We start from the raw sequence: 18,381 nt of genomic DNA, 5'->3' as shown, positions 1-18,381 counted from the left end.
GCCTGGCCACGCGGCGACCCCGCCGCGGGGACATGGGTGCCCCGTGGCAGTGATCTCTTGGCGCGTGCGGGACAATGGGGTACGTGACTCGGATCGTGATCATTGGTGGCGGACCCGGCGGATACGAAGCTGCGCTGGTGGCAGCGCAGCTCGGCGCGGAGGTGACCGTCGTCGACTGCGACGGCCTGGGCGGTGCGTCGGTGCTGACCGACTGCGTACCGTCCAAGACGCTCATCGCCACCGCCGAGGTGATGACCACCTTCGACTCCTCGTACGAGGAACTGGGCATCATCGTGGCCGACGACACACCGCCGCTGGAGCGGTCCGCGCGTGTCGTGGGCGTCGACCTCGGCAAGGTCAACCGCCGGGTCAAGCGCCTCGCGCTCGCCCAGTCGCACGACATCACTGCCGCGGTCACCCGGGCCGGGGCGCGGGTGATGCGCGGCCGCGGGCGGCTGGAGGGCTGCCAGACCGCGGACGGCACCCGCTGCGTGGTCGTGGAGGCCGCCGACGGTACGAGCGAGCGGCTGAGCGCCGACGCCGTCCTGGTGGCGACCGGCGCCCGCCCGCGTGAGCTGGAGGATGCGCTCCCCGACGGCGAGCGGATCCTGAACTGGACGCAGGTCTACGACCTGGACGAGCTGCCGGAAGAGCTGATCGTGGTCGGCTCCGGTGTGACCGGCGCGGAGTTCGCCGGCGCGTACCAGGCGCTGGGCTCGACGGTGACCCTGGTGTCGTCCCGCGACCGCGTGCTGCCGGGTGAGGACCCGGACGCCGCCGCCGTCCTGGAGGACGTCTTCCGGCGCCGCGGCATGAACGTGATGGCCCGCTCGCGCGCCCAGTCCGTCAAACGGGTCGGCGACCGGGTCGAGGTGGCGCTGGCCGACGGCCGGGTGATCACCGGCACGCACTGCCTGATGGCGGTCGGCGCGATCCCCAACACCTCCGGCATGGGTCTGGAGGAGTCCGGCGTCAAACTCACCGAATCGGGCCACATCTGGACCGACAAGGTGTCCCGTACCAGCGCGCCGGGCGTGTACGCGGCCGGTGACGTCACCGGCATCTTCGCCCTCGCCTCGGTCGCGGCCATGCAGGGCCGGATCGCGATGTACCACTTCCTGGGCGACGCGGTGGCCCCGCTGAACCTCAAGACGGTCTCGTCGAACGTCTTCACCGACCCCGAGATCGCCACCGTCGGCTACACCCAGGCCGACGTGGACGGCGGCCGGATCGCCGCCAACGTCGTCAAGCTGCCGCTGCTGCGCAATCCGCGGGCCAAGATGCAGGGCATCAGGGACGGCTTCGTGAAGCTGTTCTGCCGTCCCGGCACCGGCATCGTGGTGGGGGGCGTGGTCGTGGCGCCGAAGGCGAGCGAGCTGATCCACCCGATCTCGATCGCGGTGGACAACAACCTGACGGTGGAGCAGATCGCCAACGCCTTCACCGTCTACCCGTCGCTGTCCGGCTCCGTGGCCGAGGTGGCCCGCCAGCTCCACACCCGCAAGACGGCCGCGCGGGAGTAGCCGCGCCTCGGCCGGGGTACTGAACTCAAGTGCGCCCCATAGCACTTGAAGGTCTGTTTCGGGCGGATATTCCATCATCTGGTGCAAAGTGCTGAAAGTCGACGGCGGTTGGCGTTACTGTCGGTTCTGTGTTCGCTGCAGAACGTCGCCAATTGATCCTCGAAATGGTGCGGGCCAACGGGGCGGTCTCGCTCCGTGAACTCGCCCGCGTCGTCCAGACCTCGGAAGTGACCGTCCGCCGCGATGTGCGGGCACTGGAGGCCGAAGGACTGCTCGACCGCCGGCACGGCGGTGCGGTACTACCGGGCGGCTTCACCCGAGAGTCCGGTTTCCCGCAGAAATCCCATCTAGCGACCGCGGAGAAGACGGCGATCGCCGAAGTCGCCGCCGATCTCGTCGACGAGGGCGAGGCCATCGTCGTCGGTGCCGGGACCACCACCCAGGAGCTGGCCCGCCGGCTCGCCCGGGTGCCGGGGCTGACCGTGGTCACCAACTCCCTGCTGGTCGCCCAGGCCCTCGCGCACGCCAACCGGGTCGAGGTGGTGATGACCGGCGGCACCCTGCGCGGGTCCAACTACGGCCTGGTGGGCAGCGGAGCCGAGCAGTCCCTCCAGGGGCTGCGGGTGTCGCGGGCCTTCCTGTCCGGCGCGGGACTGACCGCCGAGCGGGGTCTGTCCACGTCCAACATGCTCTCCGCGAGCGTGGACCGGGCGCTGGTGCAGTCCGCCGCGGAGGTCGTCGTCCTCGCCGACCACACCAAGCTCGGCGCCGACACCATGTTCCAGACCGTGCCCACCGACCTCATCACCCACCTGGTGACCGACGAGCCGCCACCCGGCGACGAGCGCGCCGGGACCGAGCTCCAGGCGCTCGCCGACCGCGGGGTGCAGATCGCCGTCGCGCCGCTGTGCGGCGCGGACGCCATCGCCGCCGGACGTCCGCGCCGTGAGACCCCTCTTCCCGGCCCCCGGCGGCACCAGCCCCTGCGCAGCGCCCAGCCGCTGGCCGCGGGTGCGGAACAGACCCCGCGCCTGGCGGACGTCCGCCGTGCGGGACGCTAGCCGCTGGGCGATATGCGCCCGTGGTCGCGCGTGGCCGGCCGCCGCCGACGGCTGTGACCGCCGACGGCTGTAACCGTCGCCGTCGTCAGCCGTGACGGTCGCCTGCTGGTGCCGCCGGCTGCGGCCTTCGTCGCCGCTACGGCGTGGTGGCGGCGCCGGTGGCCGCCGCGACAGGGTCCGCCCCCTCCGGGCGGGTGCGCAGGCCGTCCATGACCAGGTTCATGAGGCGGCCGAACAGGGCCCGGTCCTCCCGGTCGCCCTCGGCCGCCGTGACCAGGACGCTGGTCAGCTTGAGCAGGTCGCCGATGGAGGCGTCCAGCCGGATCTCACCGGCCTCCTGGGCCCGGATGAGCAGGTCGGCGCCCGCCGAGCGCAGCAGGAGCTTGCAGGCGGGCATCTTCGCGTCGGGCGCCGTCATGATCGCCGCCGAGAGGCCGCGGTAGTAGGCGGAGTGCACAGCCACCGCCTTGAGCCACTTCAGCAGCGCCTCGGTGGGGTCCTCGGCCGTCAGCAGCCCGCGCGCCTGCTCGATGAGCTTGTCCAGCTCCTGCTCGAAGACGGCGTTCATCAGCGAGTAGCGGTCGGGGAAGTGCCGGTAGAGGGTGCCGATGCCGACTCCGGCGTGCCGGGCGATGTCCTCCAGGGCCACTTCGGTCCCATGGACGATGAACGCCTGTCGTGCCTCTTCCAGCAACCGGTCGTAGTTGCGCTGCGCGTCTGCCCGCATGCTTCTTCCTGCCTCCTGGGGGACCGGTCCCGAGCCGGTCTCCAAAAGCGATTGTAGAACCGGAGGTCGTCTCCGTATAGTTATCGGAGGCGCCCTCCGTTTCTTGCTTCTCCGCTGGAGGCTTACTCAGCATGTCCATACCCTCGGTGCGCGACTCGTCGACCACCGCCACCCGCTCCACCACAGCCTCATCCGTCACCGCTCTGCCCACCACCAGCGGGCCGTCCCCCGCCCGCTGGCAGTCGTACCTCGCCCTCGCGGCCATCGTCGGCACCCAGCTCATGCTGCTGCTCGACGCCACCGTGGTGAACGTCGCCCTGCCGGGGATCGGTACCCACCTCGGCTTCTCGCCCACCGGCATGTCCTGGGTGCTCAACGTCTACACGCTCGCCTTCGGCGGCCTGCTGCTGCTCGGCAGCCGGATGGGCGACCTGATCGGCCGCCGCCGGGCCCTGGTCTGGGGCGTCACCGCCTTCACCCTGGCCTCCGTCGCGGGCGGCCTCGCCAATGACGCGACCACCCTGCTGATCGCCCGCGGGTTCCAGGGCGCCGCCGCCGCGCTCGCCGCGCCCAGCACGCTGGCGCTGATCGCGACCTCCTTCACCGAGGGCACCGAACGCAACCGCGCGCTGAGCGTCTTCTCCGCCATCTCCGGCGCGGGCTCCGCGGTCGGCCTCACCGTCGGCGGCATGCTCACCGACTGGGGCTCCTGGCGCTGGGTGTTCTTCGTCAACATCCCCGTCGGCCTCGCCATCGTGCTGCTCGCCCCGCGCTTCATCAAGGAGACCGAGCGCCACCCGGGCGGCCGCTTCGACGTGGCGGGCGCGCTCACCGGCACCCTGGGCATGGCCTCGCTCGTCTACTCCTTCATCCGCGTCGGCGAGAGCAGCTGGACCGACCCGCGGGCACTGACCACCTTCGCCATCGCCGCCGCGCTGCTGGCGTCGTTCCTGGTCAACGAGACCCGCGTCGAGCGTCCCCTGGTGGTGCTGCGGCTCTTCCTCAACCGCAACCGCGCGCTGGCGTACGGCGTGATGCTGCTGGTGCCCGCCGGGATGTTCGGCGTGTTCTACTTCTCCACCCAGTACCTGCAGACGTATCTGCACTACAGCCCGCTGCGTACCGGCTTCGCCTTCCTGCCGCTGGCCGGCCCGCTCTTCGTGGCCGCCCGGATCGCCCCCCGCGCCCTGGCCCGCTTCGGCGCCAAGCAGGTCGCCGCCACCGGCGGTCTGCTCAATGTCGCCGGTACGGTCTGGCTGGCCACGCTCAAGGCGTCCGACGGCTACGCGGCCGGTGTGCTCGCCCCGCTGATCCTGATCGGTGTCGGCGTCGGCTTCACCATGATGCCGCTGAACACCTTCATCCTGTCCGGCGTCGGGCCGAAGGACGCGGGCTCGGCGTCCGGGCTGCTGCAGACCATGCAGCAGATCGGCGGCAGCCTCGGACTGTCCATCCTGGTGACGGTGTTCGGCACGGTCTCGCGCCACGCCCACACCTCGCCGTTCATCCACGGCGCGACCGCCGCGTTCAGTACGGCCGCGGTCTTCACCTCCTGCGCGCTCGTCCTGGTGCTCGCGCTGAAGCAGCCCAGGAACTGACACCGCGCCCGTCACCGGGCCGGGCGCGCAGACGCCGGCGGGGCCGCACTCCCCTGGAGGAGTACGGCCCCGCCGGCGTTCGGTGTGCGAGGGTCAGTCCTTGATCTCGCAGATCACGGCGCCGGAGGAGACCGAGGAGCCGACCTCCGCCTTGAGGCCGAGCACCGTGCCCGCGCGGTGCGCGTTGAGCGGCTGCTCCATCTTCATCGCCTCCAGGACCACGATCAGATCGCCCTCGGCGACCTGCTGGCCCTCCTCGACGGCGACCTTCACGATGGTGCCCTGCATCGGCGAGGCCAGCGAGTCGCCGGACGCCGCCGTGCTCGCCTTGCTGGCGGCCCGCCGCTTGGGCTTGGCCCCGCCCGCGGCGGCGGTACGCGCCAGGGTCATGCCCAGCGAGGCGGGCAGCGAGACTTCCAGGCGCTTGCCGCCGACCTCGACGACGACGGTCTCCCGGCCGGGCGCCTCGTCCTCGTCCACCGGCGCCCCGACGAACGGCGTGATGGTGTTGACGAACTCGGTCTCGATCCACCGGGTGTGGACGGAGAACGGTCCGGACTCGGGGGCGAAGGCCGGGTCGACCACGACCGCGCGGTGGAAGGGGATGGCGGTGGCCATGCCCTCGACGTTGAACTCCTCCAGCGCACGGGCGGCGCGCTGCAGCGCCTGCTGCCGGGTGGCGCCGGTGACGACCAGCTTGGCTAGCAGCGAGTCCCAGGCCGGGCCGATGACCGAGCCGGCCTCGACGCCGGCGTCCAGCCGCACGCCCGGACCGGACGGCGCGTCGAACTTGGTGACGGTGCCGGGCGCGGGCAGGAAGTTGCGGCCCGGGTCCTCGCCGTTGATACGGAACTCGAACGAGTGACCCCGCAGCGGCGGGTCGTCGTATCCGAGGGCCTCACCGTCGGCGATCCGGAACATCTCGCGGACCAGGTCGATCCCCGAGACCTCCTCGGTGACCGGGTGCTCGACCTGGAGCCGGGTGTTGACCTCCAGGAACGAGATCGTGCCGTCCTGGCCGACCAGGAACTCGCAGGTGCCCGCGCCGACATAGCCCGCCTCGCGGAGGATGGCCTTGGACGCCGCGTAGAGCTGCGCGTTCTGCTCCTCGCTCAGGTAGGGCGCGGGCGCCTCCTCGACGAGCTTCTGGTGGCGGCGCTGGAGCGAGCAGTCACGGGTGGAGACCACCACGACGTTGCCGTGGGTGTCGGCCAGGCACTGGGTCTCGACGTGCCGGGGGCGGTCGAGGTAACGCTCGACGAAGCACTCGCCGCGGCCGAACGCGGCCACCGCCTCGCGTACCGCCGAGTCGTACAGCTCGGGCACCTCTTCGAGGGTGCGGGCGACCTTCAGGCCGCGTCCGCCACCACCGAAGGCGGCCTTGATGGCGATGGGCAGGCCGTGTTCCTGGGCGAACGCGACGACCTCGTCGGAACCGGAGACCGGGTCCGGGGTGCCGGCGACCAGCGGCGCGCCGGCGCGCTGCGCGATGTGACGGGCCGCCACCTTGTCGCCGAGGTCGCGGATGGCCTGCGGCGGCGGTCCGATCCAGGTCAGACCGGCGTCGAGCACCGCCTGGGCGAACTCCGCGTTCTCCGACAGGAAGCCGTAGCCCGGGTGCACGGCGTCGGCCCCCGACTCGGCGGCCGCGGACAGCACCTTGGCGAAGTCGAGATAGCTGGTAGCGGGCGTGTCGCCGCCCAGCGCGTATGCCTCGTCGGCCGCGCGGACATGCAGCGCGTCCCGGTCCGGGTCGGCGTAGACGGCTACGCTGGCGATCCCGGCATCCCGGCAGGCACGGGCGACGCGGACTGCGATTTCACCGCGGTTGGCGATGAGCACCTTGCGCACGATGGCTCCCTCCTTGAAACAAGCCGAGTTTAGGTACTGGCCACACTTCATGCCGAGGCACCCCTGCACGTGAGCTTCCCCACACGGAGGGTGATCCATGGGCCCGGAGAACCCGTGAACGCCTGCTCATGCCACGGTACGGCCCCGCTCGGGTGGATGTCCCGCACTCCCCGGTGTGGGGCAGATCTCGCGTCAACTCTTCGAACAGACCTGACGTTCTTTTGTAGAAACCCCACGAATAGACGGCGGAATCTTTGCCGCTCGGCATTCCGGCGCGAGTGGATGAGCCGGAACCCTTGCCGCCGCATGTACCCGTGAGTAGCCTGCGACCCGCAGGGTACCGGTGGTAACGACGGCCAAAGGGGACAGTGTGCGCAGAGGTATAGCCGTCGGTACGGCGGTGGTGCTCGTTCTCGAAGCCCTCGCCATCGCCTTCGTGAACTGGATCCTCGGCCTGGTCGTACGGCATCAGTCGATGTCCCTCGCAGGGATGAACTCCGACGCGATGGCCGTGGGTTCGTGGGTGATGGGCGCGCTGTTCGCGCTCTTCCTGGTCTTCTGCGCCGTGCTGGTGGCACGAATAGCGAAGCAGGACCGGATGACCGGGCGTGTCGCCCGGATCGTGCTCATCGTCTGCGCGGTGGTGCACGGCGTCGTGGGCGCACTGGTGGTGGGACTGGTCGGCTGGCTGGCTTTCGTCACGATGATGGTGATTTTGGCAGGGCTGGTCGGCACTCTGCTCATGTACGCGCCGGAGGACGAGTCCCTGACGGACCGTCCGGACCCGTCGGAGCGCCCCGGAAAGCCGAACGGCGGCGAGGCGCCGCCGTCCGCGGCGCCCCCGGCGACCGCGTAACGGGCCCGGCTGCGGCCTCAGACCCACAGGTCGGTGATCCTGACCCCCAGGTCGGCCAGCAGTCGCCTGAGCAGCGGCAGGGACAGTCCGATCACGTTGCCCGAGTCGCCCTCGATGCCCTCGACGAAGGGCGCCGAGCGGCCGTCCAGGGTGAACGCGCCCGCCACGTACAGCGGTTCGCCGCTGGCCACGTAGGCGGCGATCTCCTCGTCGTCCGGCGTCCCGAACCACACGGTGGTCGAGGCGGTCGCCGAGACCTGCTTGCCGGTCGCGGTGTCGATCACGCAGTGCCCGGTGCGCAGCACGCCGCTGCGGCCGCGCATCGCCTTCCAGCGTGCCACCGCCTCGGTGGCGTCCGCGGGCTTGCCCAGCGCCTCGCCGTCGAGTTCGAGCACGGAGTCGCAGCCGATCACCAGCTCGCCGCCGCGCAGTGCGCCGCCGTCCGCGCCCGCCTCGCTCCCGCCGCTCCCGTCACGTCCCTCGCGGCCTTCGCGTGCGACGACGGCGGCGGCCTTGGCCTCGGCGAGCACCCGGGCCAGCTCCCCGGGCGTGTCGGCGCTGATGGCCCGCTCGTCCACCCCGCTGACCACGACGCGCGGATCGAGCCCGGCCTGTCGGAGCAGCCCGAGCCGGGCGGGTGAGGCGGAGGCGAGTACGACGTCCCGGCGGTTCGAGTTCACCCCGACATCGTAGGGATCCCGAAGAGCGGGTCACACCCGGGTGGTCAGGCGCGCCAGGCGGCGATCGCCATGACGACGGCCGCGGCCAGCGCGATGACGACCATCGCGCGGCGCAGCATCGCCTGCACGAGGCGCATGTCCTCGGGAGGCTCGTCCCGCGGGTCCGACCAGAGCATGACCCCAGGGTTGCGCCACGGTGAAGTCCCGCGCCTGAGTACGGGTACTCAGCTCGCCCGTCCCACCCGTCACTGCCGCCCCGGGGTCACGGTCCCGGTCGGCTCAGGCGGGCCAGACCGACATGCGCCAGGCGTACGGTCCCGGCCGCGGGACACGGCGCGGCACCGTACGGGCCGGGTCGGCCCAGGCGTCCGCGGGGCGCGGGCCGTCGGCGGCGGACTCCAGCGCCGCGGCCCGCGCCTGGACCAGGGCCACGACGGCCGCCAGCTCCTCCGGGGTCGGCCTGCCCCGCTCCACCTTGATCACCACGGCGCTGCTCCTCACTCTGCGGTCGTCGGCTGCCTCTGGGCCCTGCTTACAGCGGGATGTTGCCGTGCTTCTTGGGCGGCAGGGACTCGCGCTTGTTGCGCAGGGTGCGCAGCGCCTTCACCAGGTGCGCGCGGGTCTGGGACGGCGCGATCACCGCGTCCATGTAGCCGCGCTCGGCGGCGATGTACGGGTTGAGGAGGGTGTCCTCGTAGTCGGTGATCAGCTGCTGGCGCAGCTCCTCGGCCTCCTGCGGGCTGCCCGCCTCGGCGATCGTGCGGCGGTGCAGGATGTTGACGGCGCCCTGCGCGCCCATCACCGCGATCTGCGCGGTCGGCCAGGCGAGGTTGAGGTCGGCGCCCAGGTGCTTGGACCCCATGACGTCGTACGCGCCGCCGTACGCCTTCCGGGTGATGATCGTGATCAGCGGAACCGTGGCCTCGGCGTAGGCGTAGATCAGTTTGGCGCCACGCCGGATGATGCCGTCCCACTCCTGGCTGGTGCCGGGCAGGAAGCCGGGGACGTCGACGAAAGTGACCACGGGGATGTTGAAGCTGTCGCAGGTCCGCACGAAACGCGCCGCCTTCTCGGAGGCGTCGATGTCCAGGCAGCCCGCGAACTGCAGCGGCTGGTTGGCCACGATGCCCACCGGACGGCCCTCGATACGGCCGAGACCGGTGAGGATGTTCGGTGCGAAGAGATCCTGCGTCTCCAGGAACTCGCCGTCGTCCAGGACGTGTTCGATCACCCGGTGCATGTCGTAGGGCTGGTTGGCCGAGTCCGGGATCAGCGAGTCGAGTTCCAGGTCCTCGTCGGTCACCGCCAGGTCCGCCTCCGCGGGGAACGACGGCGCCTCCTCCAGGTTGTTGGACGGCAGGTACGACAGCAGCGCCTTGACGTACTCGAAGGCGTCCTTCTCGTCACCGGCCAGGTGATGGGCGTTGCCCGAGGTGGTGTTGTGGGTGCGCGCGCCGCCCAGCTCCTCCATGCCGACGTCCTCGCCGGTCACGGTCTTGATGACGTCGGGCCCGGTGATGAACATGTGCGAGGTCTGGTCGACCATCACCACGAAGTCGGTGATCGCCGGGGAGTAGACCGCGCCGCCCGCGCACGGGCCCATGATCAGGCTGATCTGCGGGATCACCCCGGAGGCATGGGTGTTGCGGCGGAAGATCTCGCCGTACATCCCCAGGCTGGTCACGCCCTCCTGGATGCGGGCGCCACCGGAGTCGTTGATGCCGATGACCGGGCAGCCGGTCTTCAGCGCGAAGTCCATCACCTTGACGATCTTCTCGCCGTAGACCTCGCCCAGCGCGCCGCCGAACACCGTGAAGTCCTGGGAGAAGACGGCCACCGGGCGGCCCTCGACCGTGCCGTAACCGGTGACCACACCGTCGCCGTAGGGGCGGTTCTTCTCCAGGCCGAAGTTGGTCGACCGGTGCCGGGCCAGCTCGTCCAGCTCGGTGAACGACCCCTCGTCCAGCAGGAGTTCGATCCGCTCCCGGGCGGTCAGCTTGCCCTTGGCGTGCTGCTTCTCCACCGCGCGCCCGGAACCCGCGTGCGTCGCCTCCTCGATACGGCGGCGCAGGTCCGCGAGCTTCCCCGCGGTCGTGTGGATGTCGTGCTGCGGCTCGGCCATGGAGGCGGCTCTCCTGCTCTCGGCGGGTCTTTGTTGACTGACGAGTAACGCTGTTCCGTAGCGTAACGGCGACTCTGGGGTACGGGCAGTGCGGCGTTGGACACACTCGGGTGCCCCGCTCGTAGGGTGGGTGCATGACGCACAGCCGCTGGTCCGACCTGGAACGACCGCCGCTCAACGCCACCGCCCTGCGGCGTGCGGTGGTCACCCCCGAGAGCGTGTGGACCGCGCTGGACGTGGTGGACTCCACCGGCTCCACCAACAGCGACCTGGCCGCGCGGGCCGCGGGCGGCGCCGCCGAGGGGGCGGTGCTGGTCGCCGAGGAGCAGACCGCGGGCCGCGGGCGCCTCGACCGGCGCTGGACCGCGCCCGCCCGCTCCGGGCTGTTCTTCTCCGTCCTGCTGCGCCCCGGCGCCGCGACGGCCGACGGCCGCGGCCCGGTGCCCGTCCACCGCTGGGGCTGGCTGCCGCTGCTGGCCGGGGTCGCCACCGCGACCGCGCTGTCCAGGACCGCCGGGGTCGACACGGCACTCAAATGGCCCAACGACCTGCTGGTCACCGTGGACGGCGAGGAACGCAAGGCGGGTGGCATCCTCGCCGAGCGCCAGGGCGCCGACGCGGTGATCATCGGCCTCGGCGTCAACGTGTCGCTGCACGCCGACGAACTGCCCGTCCCCACCGCCACCTCGCTCGCCCTCGCCGGCGCGCCCGGCACGGACCGCGACCCGCTGCTGCGGGCCGTGCTGCGCTCGCTCGCCGACTGGTACGGCGCCTGGCGCGCGGCGGACGGCGATCCGGCCGCCTCCCGCCTCCAGCAGACCTACGCGGCGGGCTGCGCCACGCTCGGCCGGGAGGTGCGCGCGGAGCTGCCGGGCGGCGGCGAGATCGCCGGGCGGGCGGTCAACGTCGACGGCGACGGCAGGCTCGTCATCGCCACACCGGAGGGCGAGCAGCCGGTCGGCGCGGGGGACGTGGTCCATCTGAGGCCCGCTCCCTGATCCGGCGCGGGCCGCGCGGGCGCCGGGCCCGGGGCGCTGTTCGGCCGCTGCCGACTGGCCGGTGCCGGCCGGTCCCGTACCCCGGGTGCTCCGGGTGAGAGTGAGCTGCGGCACACCTGCCGTATCGTTTGTTGGGCTGCGACGTCTCGATGATCGGAAGGGTTGTGCGCAGGGACTCCTCAGGGGACGGGCGGTGAGCGTGGACAACGCGAGCACCCCGCCAGACGAGCCGTTCGACACGGATCCGGGTGCCGACCCGGACCCGGACGGTGTCGATCCCGCGGAGGCCGGAGATCCCGGGGATCCGGGCGATCCCGGTGACCTCGGGGACCCCGCGGACGCGGGGGAGTCCGGGGAGCACCCGCTCGCGCTCCGGCTCGAACAGCTCATCCTCGGCGCCCCCCGCCGCTACACCCCCTTCCAGGCCGCCCGCACCGCGGGCGTCTCCATGGACCTCGCCTCCCGCTTCTGGCGCGCCATGGGCTTCGCCGACATCGGCCAGGCCCGGGCGCTCACCGAGGCCGACGTCCTGGCCCTGCGGCGGCTCGCCGGTCTCGTCGAGGCGGGCCTGCTGAGCGAGTCGATGGCCATCCAGGTGGCCCGCTCCACCGGCCAGACCACCGCCCGGCTGGCCGACTGGCAGACCGACTCCTTCCTCGAAGGGCTCACCGAGCCGCCCGAGCCGGGCATGACCCGCGCGGAAGTCGCCTATCCGCTGGTCGAACTGCTCCTCCCCGAACTGGAGGAGTTCCTCATCTACGTCTGGCGCCGCCAGGTGGCCGCCGCCACCAGCCGTGTCGTCCAGTCCGACGACGAAGAGGCCGTCGACCGCCGCCTCGCCGTCGGCTTCGCCGACCTCGTCGGCTTCACCCGGCTCACCCGGCGCCTGGAGGAGGAGGAACTCGGCGAGCTGGTCGAGGCGTTCGAGACCACCGCCGCCGACCAGGTCGCCGCGTACGGCGGACGCCTCATCAAGACGCTCGGCGACGAGGTGCTGTTCGTCGCCGACGACCCCGGGACGGCCGCCGAGATCGGCATGCGGCTGGTCGAGACGATGACCGGCGACGAGACCATGCCCGCCCTCCGGGTCGGTATGGCCTTCGGCACCGTCACCACCCGCATGGGCGACGTCTTCGGCACCACCGTCAACCTCGCCTCCCGCCTCACCTCAATAGCGCCCCGCGACGCCGTCCTCGTCGACGGCGACTTCGCCGAGGCCCTCGCCGAGGCGGGCGACGCCCCCCTCTCCGAGGCCGACGTCGACGCCACCGACACCGAGAAGTACCGCTTCGCTCTCCAGCCGATGTGGCGCCGCCCCGTCCGCGGCCTCGGCGTCGTCGAGCCCTGGCTCCTCACCCGCCGCGACTAGCCCTCCGGGCGGGTTCTGGGGCTTCTGGCGGTGCGCTTCATGTCCTCAATCGCCGGACGGCCGATTCCTCTTGACGCCGGGCTCGCACCGCCCGGCCCCGGGGGGCCGTTCGGGCTTCGCCCGGCTGCGCCGGACTCCGTCCGTCGGACAGTGGCCGAGGTGGTCGAGCGGCTCCCCGGGCGGGCCAGAAGCAACAAAGACGGGCTTGATTTTGCTTCTGCCGGGCCGCTTCGTGTCCTCAATCGCCGGACGGGCTGATTCAGTGCCTCTGGCCGGCTTTCCTTCGGACGGCCCGGGCGCACAAATCCAGCCCGTCCGGAGCTTGAGGGCACGCGTCGGCCGACAGACTGCCGTCAGCTCCACCGACGGACGGAGTCCGGCGCAGCCGGGCGAAGCCCGAACAGCCCGCCAGGGCTGGGCGGTGCGAGCTCGGCGTCAAGAGGATTCGTCCGTCCGGCGCTTGAGGACAAAGGGCGGGCGGGTGGGATGATGGTCAGGTTCACGGTCGTTAACCCGGAGGGTGGGTCATGGTGGAGCAGCGGTTCGGGCAGTGGGTCGAGGTCAGGCCGCACGCGCGGCGCGTCGCCGAGCTGGTGCTGGACCGGCCGAAGGCGATGAACGCGGTGTCGTCGGAGATGGCCGCGTCGATCACGGCCGCCTGCGCGGCCCTGGCCGCGGACCCCGAGATCAGCGTGACGGTGCTGACGTCGTCGAACGACAAGGCGTTCTGCGTGGGCGCGGACCTCAAGGAGCGGAACTCGCTGTCGGACGCGGAGCTGGGCCGTCAGCGCCCGCACGCGAGGGCGGCGTACACCTCGGTGCTGGATCTGCCGATGCCGACGCTGGCGGCGGTGCACGGGTACGCGCTGGGCGGCGGCTTCGAGCTGGCGCTGGCGTGTGACGTGATCGTGGCGGACGAGACGGCGGTCGTGGGCCTGCCGGAGGTGTCGGTGGGCGTGATCCCGGGCGGGGGCGGGACGCAGCTGCTGCCGCGCCGGGTGGGCGCGGCGCGGGCGGCGGAACTGATCTTCAGCGCGCGCCGGGTCCCGGCGGTGGAGGCGCTGGGTCTGGGCCTGGTGGACGAGGTCGCCACGGGGGACGGCGCCCGGGAGGCGGCGCTGGCGATGGCGGACCGGATGGCGGGGAACTCCCCGGTGGGCCTGCGGGCGGCCAAGCGGGCGCTGCGGCTGGGACACGGGATGGACCTGAAGGCGGGCCTGGAGGTGGAGGACGCGGCGTGGCGCACGGTGGCGTTCTCCGGCGACCGGGCGGAGGGCGTGGCGGCGTTCAACGAGAAGCGCACGCCGGACTGGCCGGGCCAGTAGCGCCCACGGGGTGTTGTTCGAGCGTGTTCGGCGCAACCAGCGCTCAAACCGTGACAAACATCCTTAGCCTGGAAGGATGGTTGACGGGACGGCCGATCTACGGCTTCGCGCGGTCGTCGAGCTCGCGCAGGCACTGGCGACCGCGCAGACGCCGCTGGACGCCGTACGGGCGGGCGCGCGGCGGGCGCGGGTCGCGATGGACGGTTCCTTCGCGGCGCTCTCCGCGTGGGAACGGGAGACCGGCAGGCTCCGGGTGCTGGTGAACGAAGGGGAGCTGGCGCCCGGAGAGGAGCCGGAGCCGGCCGACGAGTCGTACTCGGTGCACGACTTCCCGGAGATCGTGGAGTTCCTGCACGGCAAGTGGGCGGGCGGCGGCGAGCCGCACGCGTGGGTGGAGACCGCGGAGGGCACGGGCGCGTCCCCCGGCGGCAGCAGTTGGGGCCGGGCCGCGGCGCTGCGGCGGCGCGGACGCGGGTCCTGCGTGGTCGCCCCGATCGTGCTGCACGGGCGGGCGTGGGGCGAGCTGTACGTGGCCCGGGGGGTGGGGGCGCCCGGGTTCGGGCGCCGCGACGCGGACTTCGCCACGGTGCTGGCCGCCGTCATCGCGGCCGGTATCGCCCAGACCGAACGCCTCGCCGAGGTCCAGCAACTCGCCTTCACCGACCCGCTCACCGGGCTGGGCAACCGCCGGGCCGTCGATGTACGCCTCGACGAGGCACTGGAGCGGCACCGGGAGGAGGGCGTGGTGGTGAGCCTGGTCGTCTGCGACCTCAACGGCCTCAAGGCGGTCAACGACCGGCTCGGCCACGCCGTCGGCGACGGTCTGCTGGAACGATTCGGCTCGCTGCTCTCCCTCTGCGGCGCGATGCTCCCGGGCAGCCTGGCCGCCCGGCTGGGCGGTGACGAGTTCTGCATCGTCGCGGTCGGCCAGAAGTCCGACGAAGTGGTGGCCGCCGCCGACGAACTGTGCCGCCGGGCCGCAGAACTGGAGGTGGGCGAGGGCGTGGCCTGCGGCGTCGCCTCCACCGACGACCCCATCGGCCCGGTCCGCTCCGCCCGCCGCCTCTTCCGCCTCGCCGACGCCGCCCAGTACCGCGCCAAGGCCGAACGCGCCGTCCACCCCGTCGTCGCCGGCCGCGAGGGCCCCGACGACCCCGTCGTCCGCCTCGCCGACTCCCCACCCCCCGTCGACGACAGCGAACGCCGCCGCATCCGCGGCCACCACCCGTAGCGCCCCCGTCCCCCGGCTACGCTCAGCTCCGACCGACTCGTGCGACGAAGGGGCGTTCCTGATGGGCAGGGTCCGGACGGTGACGGTGGCCGGCGCGCTGCTGCTGGTCACGGGGTGCGGCGTCCTCCACCACGGCGGGGACAAGGCGCCGCCCGGCCCGGCACCGAAGCCGGCCGAGGTGATCGACGCGATGCGGGCGGACGTGGTGGCGGCGGTGCGGGCGGCGATGCCCGGCCAGGAACTGAGCGAGCCCTCCTACGACCACTTCGGCTGCAAGAGTTCGATGTGGCGTGACACCTCGGGTTCGAGCAAGGTCGTCCAGTCGGAATCGGCGGGTGCGGTCGGTACGGTCACGGACAAGCGGTCCGCCGACGAGCTGATCGAGGCGATGGTGAAGTCGCTGACGTCCCGTGGCTGGACGGCCAGTGACGGCGCATCGGCGGCGGCCCGGCCGGGGAAGAAGATGGCGAAGCACGGGATCGCGGGGACGGTCCAACTCGGCGCCTCACGCTTCACGTTGTCCTCGGGCAAGACGGTCCCGATGCTGAACGCCGTGATGTCCAGCGACTGCCTGCCCAATCCGGACACCGCGTCAAAGAGCTGACCCGCCCGGCCGGATGGGCCCCCGTCGGGCCGCCCGTCACTTGTCGGGCTTGGCGTCCGCCGTCGTGGCGTCCCGACCTCGTTGGTTGGCCGCGGTGTCGAGGTCATCCGCGAAGGTGAGCAACTTGCGCTTCCAGACGGACAGTTCGCCCCGCACCCGCTCGGCCTGAGGGCCGGACCAGCGGTTGGCGTCGGCCTTCTGGTCCTCCGCGACCGTGATGGTCGCGTCGAGCAGGCTTCGTACCTCACCGGCCAGGTCACGCAAGCCCGACTGCTCGCCGCGCAGCTTGTCGCCCTCAGTGCTCATGGTCCGACCCTCGCTGGTTCGGTCACGGACGCGCTCGGTCAGCGCAGGACAGCACTTGTACGTCGGCCCCATCGTTCCGGGACCGGGATGTCACTAGCATAAGTCGGCATGGGGTTACTGGTGGTGGACCCGGCGATGCTGGACAGCTTGGCCGCGTCCTGCGAGGGGGTGGCCAACGACGACATTCCCCGGGCGCAGACGCGGGCGGCCGAACTGTCGTCGAGCGACAGCGTTTCCGGCCTGAAGCCGCTGCAGACCTATCTCAGGGACACCGCGCGCGACCTGCGGGCGAAGGCGTACGGCCTGCGCAACCCGAGCGGCGACCCCTTCACGTCACTGACGACCTTCGGTCTGCCGACCGGCTTCGACGTCAACTCGCCTGCCGTCGCTGAGCTCAAGACCGCCCTGACGAACGTCCTCGCCACGCACAAGGACGACGCCCCAGCCGTGAGGGCGCAGGCGGTGAAGGACTACTTCGCCACCCTCACCCCCTTGCAGCAGGCCGAGTTGGCCGACGCCGAGCCGGATGTGGTCGGCAATACCGACGGTGTTCCTCCCACCGTCCGTTTCGCCGCGAACCGGATCAGTATCCAGAACGAGTACGTCCGGGAACTCGCCTACTACAAGACGCTGAAACCCGACGACCCGGCGTACAAGCGGACGGGCGACCGGGTGGACACATTGCGCGGATTCCTCAATCCGCGCGAGCAGAAGTTCGTCGACCCGGACACGGGGAAGATCACCACGCATGAGGTGCCCCGGCAGTTCCTCGTCTTCGACGCGGAGTTCGGGTCCGTGGCGGACGCGAAGGCCACACCGTACCCGGACGGACGGGTGGCGGAAGTCGTCGGCGATCTGACGACCGCATCGAATGTCGCCTTCCGGATTCCCGGCATCACCAACCGCCTCGACAATTTCAACAGCTTCGGCAACGGCGGCTACAACCTGATGGCCGACCCGAACAGCGGCGCCGAGCGTTCGGACACGGCCGTGGTGAACTGGCTCGGCTACGACACCCCGGAGATCGGCGACTCCGTCGACCCGGCGAAATCCCTGGCCGGGGGACAGTCGCTGGCGGACTTCCGGGCGGGAATCGCCGTCGACATCAAAGCGGGCGCCACCACGGACGTCTTCGCGCACAGCTACGGCACGCTGGTGACCAGCAAGGCGCTCCAGGACGGCATGCACGTGGCGAACGTGGTGTTCATGGGCAGCCCAGGGCTCGGGCCCAACATCAACTCCGTCGCCGACTTCCATATGCCCGACACGCACTTCTACGCGATGCGGGCGCCGCAGGACCTCGTCTCGTACACACAGGGACTCGGCAACGACCCCGCCGATTTCAAGGACATCACCCGGCTGGGCACCACGGGTTCGACCGGTCATTCGCAGTACTACGACCCGGGTACCGAGTCGCTGGCCAACCTCCAGCACATCCTCTTCGACGGGGCGAAGGACCTCACCTTCACCCACACCTCACTCGACGACGAGATGACCGGCGCCGCCGAAGTACGGGAGCTCGTCGCGTTTCTGCATGCGAAGGTGCCGCCGGATGTGGTGGCGCGGATGGGGGGTGACCTTGATCCGATCGTGGAGGATCTGCTGGCGGGCCGTATCTCGTACGTGAAGGCGCTCGGGCCGATCAATGACGTGCTGAACAGATACAACGTGCTGGACAGGGTGACTCCCGGCGAGCTGCGGGACGAACTGGTCGGTCTGGGTGGGGACATCGTCTACAAGCAGACGTACAAGAAGGCCGTGGACGACGGTGTGGCGCCGTTCCTGGCGAAGGTGACGGCCAACGGGGCGAAGTCCGCGGCGGAGGAGCTGGCGGATGTGGTGTCGTTCCCCGTGGTCAAGGCGCTGGACATCGACCGGTTGCAGAACAACGTCACGCAGCTCTTCGACGGGGTCGGTCACGACGGGGAGCGGATATGGGACGACGGGGGCGACGCGTGGGACGACGCGACGTCGGGGGACTTCACCGGGGTGGTGCTCGACGCGGGGGACGCGCTCGACGCGGCGGGGGACGCGGGGAAGACTGTGATCAGCAAGGGTGTGGACGTCCTGGAGTCCGCCGGGGACTTCCTGAATCCGTGGAACTGACCGGACGTGTGGGCGAGGGAGCGG

Annotated in this window: 17 protein-coding genes; 10 read left to right on the top strand and 7 right to left on the bottom strand. The window is 71.4% G+C overall.

What is annotated here, in order from left to right:
• Positions 1-74 precede the first annotated feature (74 nt).
• The gene (locus tag AB0M29_RS00775; RefSeq protein ID WP_365376927.1) at positions 75-1,523 is read left to right on the top strand and encodes an NAD(P)H-quinone dehydrogenase; all 1,449 of its coding nucleotides are present in this window, start codon (positions 75-77) and stop codon (positions 1,521-1,523) included.
• 128 nt (positions 1,524-1,651) lie between these two features.
• Positions 1,652-2,584: a DeoR/GlpR family DNA-binding transcription regulator gene (locus AB0M29_RS00770; RefSeq protein WP_365376924.1), complete on the top strand. Its 933-nt coding sequence runs from the start codon at positions 1,652-1,654 to the stop codon at positions 2,582-2,584.
• A 136-nt stretch (positions 2,585-2,720) separates the two neighbouring features.
• Here AB0M29_RS00770 and AB0M29_RS00765 read toward each other — a convergent pair whose 3' ends face one another.
• Complete coding sequence (locus AB0M29_RS00765) at positions 2,721-3,311, bottom strand: TetR family transcriptional regulator (protein WP_365376922.1); 591 nt, start codon at positions 3,309-3,311, stop codon at positions 2,721-2,723.
• Positions 3,312-3,442: 131 nt separating this feature from the next.
• On the opposite strand from AB0M29_RS00765, the gene AB0M29_RS00760 reads away from it, so the two are divergent.
• On the top strand, positions 3,443-4,909 hold the full coding sequence (locus tag AB0M29_RS00760; RefSeq protein ID WP_365376919.1) for an MFS transporter: 1,467 nt from the start codon (positions 3,443-3,445) through the stop codon (positions 4,907-4,909).
• Positions 4,910-5,002: 93 nt separating this feature from the next.
• Here AB0M29_RS00760 and AB0M29_RS00755 read toward each other — a convergent pair whose 3' ends face one another.
• Complete coding sequence (locus AB0M29_RS00755; protein ID WP_365376917.1) at positions 5,003-6,760, bottom strand: biotin carboxylase N-terminal domain-containing protein; 1,758 nt, start codon at positions 6,758-6,760, stop codon at positions 5,003-5,005.
• Between the two features lie 370 nt (positions 6,761-7,130).
• Between AB0M29_RS00755 and AB0M29_RS00750 the strand changes: the two genes are divergently transcribed.
• Positions 7,131-7,616 (top strand): hypothetical protein, encoded by a 486-nt coding sequence (locus AB0M29_RS00750; RefSeq protein WP_365376914.1) that lies wholly within the window; start codon positions 7,131-7,133, stop codon positions 7,614-7,616.
• A 17-nt stretch (positions 7,617-7,633) separates the two neighbouring features.
• On the opposite strand, the gene AB0M29_RS00745 is transcribed toward AB0M29_RS00750, so the two are convergent.
• From AB0M29_RS00745 to AB0M29_RS00730, 4 genes are all read right to left on the bottom strand, one after another.
• Positions 7,634-8,296: a nucleoside triphosphate pyrophosphatase gene (locus AB0M29_RS00745; protein WP_365376912.1), complete on the bottom strand. Its 663-nt coding sequence runs from the start codon at positions 8,294-8,296 to the stop codon at positions 7,634-7,636.
• Between the two features lie 44 nt (positions 8,297-8,340).
• A complete protein-coding gene (locus AB0M29_RS00740; RefSeq protein ID WP_365376909.1) occupies positions 8,341-8,472 on the bottom strand; it encodes a hypothetical protein in 132 nt (43 codons plus the stop codon).
• Positions 8,473-8,575: 103 nt separating this feature from the next.
• Positions 8,576-8,782, bottom strand: a complete 207-nt coding sequence (locus tag AB0M29_RS00735) for an acyl-CoA carboxylase subunit epsilon (RefSeq protein WP_365376906.1) — start codon at positions 8,780-8,782, stop codon at positions 8,576-8,578.
• 46 nt (positions 8,783-8,828) lie between these two features.
• A complete protein-coding gene (locus tag AB0M29_RS00730; protein ID WP_365376904.1) occupies positions 8,829-10,418 on the bottom strand; it encodes an acyl-CoA carboxylase subunit beta in 1,590 nt (529 codons plus the stop codon).
• A 134-nt stretch (positions 10,419-10,552) separates the two neighbouring features.
• Between AB0M29_RS00730 and AB0M29_RS00725 the strand changes: the two genes are divergently transcribed.
• The 5 genes from AB0M29_RS00725 (at position 10,553) to AB0M29_RS00705 (ending at position 15,945) form a co-directional block, all read left to right on the top strand.
• Positions 10,553-11,416: a biotin--[acetyl-CoA-carboxylase] ligase gene (locus tag AB0M29_RS00725; RefSeq protein ID WP_365376902.1), complete on the top strand. Its 864-nt coding sequence runs from the start codon at positions 10,553-10,555 to the stop codon at positions 11,414-11,416.
• 193 nt (positions 11,417-11,609) lie between these two features.
• Positions 11,610-12,785 (top strand): adenylate/guanylate cyclase domain-containing protein, encoded by a 1,176-nt coding sequence (locus AB0M29_RS00720; RefSeq protein ID WP_365376899.1) that lies wholly within the window; start codon positions 11,610-11,612, stop codon positions 12,783-12,785.
• Between the two features lie 527 nt (positions 12,786-13,312).
• Positions 13,313-14,110 (top strand): enoyl-CoA hydratase-related protein, encoded by a 798-nt coding sequence (locus AB0M29_RS00715; protein WP_365376897.1) that lies wholly within the window; start codon positions 13,313-13,315, stop codon positions 14,108-14,110.
• A 76-nt stretch (positions 14,111-14,186) separates the two neighbouring features.
• Positions 14,187-15,341, top strand: coding sequence for a diguanylate cyclase (locus AB0M29_RS00710; protein WP_365376894.1), 1,155 nt, complete (start codon positions 14,187-14,189; stop codon positions 15,339-15,341).
• Between the two features lie 61 nt (positions 15,342-15,402).
• On the top strand, positions 15,403-15,945 hold the full coding sequence (locus tag AB0M29_RS00705; RefSeq protein ID WP_365376891.1) for a hypothetical protein: 543 nt from the start codon (positions 15,403-15,405) through the stop codon (positions 15,943-15,945).
• 36 nt (positions 15,946-15,981) lie between these two features.
• On the opposite strand, the gene AB0M29_RS00700 is transcribed toward AB0M29_RS00705, so the two are convergent.
• On the bottom strand, positions 15,982-16,251 hold the full coding sequence (locus AB0M29_RS00700; protein ID WP_365376889.1) for a hypothetical protein: 270 nt from the start codon (positions 16,249-16,251) through the stop codon (positions 15,982-15,984).
• A 108-nt stretch (positions 16,252-16,359) separates the two neighbouring features.
• Here AB0M29_RS00700 and AB0M29_RS00695 point away from each other — a divergent pair, with 108 nt between their 5' ends.
• Positions 16,360-18,357 carry an alpha/beta hydrolase gene (locus AB0M29_RS00695; protein WP_365376887.1) on the top strand — a complete coding sequence of 666 codons (1,998 nt, stop codon included), beginning with the start codon at positions 16,360-16,362 and terminating at the stop codon, positions 18,355-18,357.
• The last annotated feature ends 24 nt before the right edge of the window (positions 18,358-18,381 follow it).

This window comes from Streptomyces sp. NPDC051976, assembly GCF_040680795.1.
In the GTDB taxonomy this organism is placed as follows: Bacteria; Actinomycetota; Actinomycetes; order Streptomycetales; family Streptomycetaceae; genus Actinacidiphila.
Note: the sequence above shows the minus strand (reverse complement) of the source record. Positions and strands in the feature narration are given on the sequence as shown.